The following is a 1,212-nucleotide window of genomic DNA, read 5'->3' on the forward strand; positions in this document are numbered from 1 at the left end:
TTAGTCTCGTGGGCTCGGAGATGTGTATAAGAGACAGGTGTCAATCAGCGGTACTTGATCGAGGGAAATTCTATGGCTGCAGCGGCTATCAGAAGAATAACTGTGGCTTTACGTTACCGAAAACGATCCTTGGTGCCAAATTGACACAAACGGAAGTCAAAAAAGTACTCGCAGGTCAAAAGACAAAGCCACTTGAGATGAAAAAAAATGCGCGTCAGTTCAAGGCGATGCTCTATCTCGAACGCGATCAATTAAAATTCGAATTCACGAAAGGGGAAGACTGATGCAATACGAACTGATTCAAAATCAAACGTTTCGTCCTGTCTTTGAACGACTATTACAGGAAGGTCGCCGCTTGACGGTCTGGTTTCCGGATCATATCGAGGTGCAGTCGGCCGAGGGACTGGTCGAAGAAGCAGAAGAACTGTTTGGTGTGACAGCGGAAGTGATCGATGATCCACAATCATTCGGCAAGCATATCCTGCTTCCGTATCTGACGGAAGTCGAGCACCGGGAAGATGGATTCATCCGCTATGAAGCTGAGCTGACAGAAGAATTACGCCAACTCGTACGCGAGTTGACGTTACCGATGTTGACGGAAGGCGACTTCGAAGTGCTGTATTCGTATCAAATCGAGACGGAAACGGAACGCTTCTTTGTCGAAGACTGGTTCCAAGCTGATTTGCAAAAAATACCTAACTAAGTGAAACTTCCTTGAAGAGGATGACGTAGGATAAGTGATCGTCATCATTCTATTCATTTGGAGGGTTCACTATGTTCACAGTAGCATTCATGGAAAGCGAATTGGGAGGCGACGGCTTTTTCTCGGGAATGCCGATTTTCATGGTCGGATTTTTTGTTCTCATCATCGGTTTCATTCTGTTTGGAGTCATCTCTGCAGCCTCAAAGGGAATCTCAACGAATTCATTGACGCAACAACTGCGCGAGCATGCGGCGCGTCTCGTCAGTCCGGATGAATCGGATGCACTGAATTACGTCGCTTATTTAGAAACGTTGACTAGTTTTCCGTTTGAAAAGACGAATCTCGAACCTTTCCGGATTGCGACCGGCATCTTAAGGCTCGTCCAAGGAACAGATCAAATTTCCGAAACGACGAAAAAACAAGTCGCCGCTCAGTACTTACGGCTCGGCATTTTGGATGCGGATCATTTAGCGGACGAACAGCCGGTCCGGAGTCATAGTCATAGCCAT

General features: G+C 46.8%; 3 protein-coding genes. All 3 read left to right on the forward strand.

Features of this window, described 5'->3' with window-relative positions; all coding sequences use genetic code 11:
• Window positions 1–284, forward strand: a 284-nt coding sequence (locus tag F8N00_RS18000) for a topoisomerase C-terminal repeat-containing protein (RefSeq protein WP_421018748.1), incomplete at its 5' end; no start/stop codon positions are given.
• The gene (locus tag F8N00_RS18005; RefSeq protein WP_075642039.1) at window positions 284–703 is read left to right on the forward strand and encodes a hypothetical protein; all 420 of its coding nucleotides are present in this window, start codon (window positions 284–286) and stop codon (window positions 701–703) included. The genes F8N00_RS18000 and F8N00_RS18005, both read left to right, overlap by 1 nt.
• Window positions 704–774: 71 nt before the next feature.
• Window positions 775–1,212, forward strand: a 438-nt coding sequence (locus tag F8N00_RS18010) for a hypothetical protein (protein ID WP_421018749.1), incomplete at its 3' end; no start/stop codon positions are given.

Source organism: Exiguobacterium sp. A1_3_1, assembly GCF_048985645.1.
Classification (GTDB): Bacteria; Bacillota; Bacilli; order Exiguobacteriales; family Exiguobacteriaceae; genus Exiguobacterium_A; species Exiguobacterium_A indicum.